This is a genomic window from Mesonia sp. K4-1, from assembly GCF_008017825.1.
GTDB lineage: Bacteria > Bacteroidota > Bacteroidia > Flavobacteriales > Flavobacteriaceae > Mesonia.
The window spans coordinates 1-520 of sequence record NZ_VRLS01000031.1; the positions used below are offsets into that span (position 1 = coordinate 1).

Below are 520 nucleotides of genomic sequence, written 5' to 3' on the forward strand. Positions count from 1 at the left end.
TATAGAAATTCTGATTTCGTTTATTATATGGAATTGGGACATACTTATTTAGATCATCAATTTTTTGCTCGAAAGAATAGTCCTGATTTCCCTGTCAGTCCTTTGGGTAATTATTATCAGTTTCCTGATTTTTCAACTTCTCATGATTTGCTATGGTCCAAAGTAAAAGGAATGAATAAACTGATTCATTATATAAGAAAGACCATAGAAAGGATTCAACCAGAAAAGCCTAAAGTAAGGGAAAACAATAAAAATAAAATATTGGAATGGACAGCTCCTAAAACAGCTTTGATCGAACTTATTTATGCCCTTTACTCTGTGAATTCGATCAACCATGGAGGCGCAGACCTTAGGATGATTACTTCAAGTTTTGAAGATTTATTTAATGTCAAGTTAAATCAAGTTTATAAAACTTATTCAGAAATGAAAGAGCGTAGGGGTAGTCAAACCAAGTTTTTGGATGAGTTAAGTATGCATTTAAAACATAAGATGGATAAAGAAGACCATTGAGAATTACATT

At 31.5% G+C, this 520-nt stretch carries 1 protein-coding gene; it reads left to right on the forward strand.

Annotation, left to right across the window (positions count from 1 at the left end):
* Positions 1-510 (forward strand): RteC domain-containing protein (locus FT986_RS05470; protein WP_187248577.1); only part of this gene is annotated, 510 nt, incomplete at its 5' end.
* Positions 511-520 lie beyond the last annotated feature (10 nt).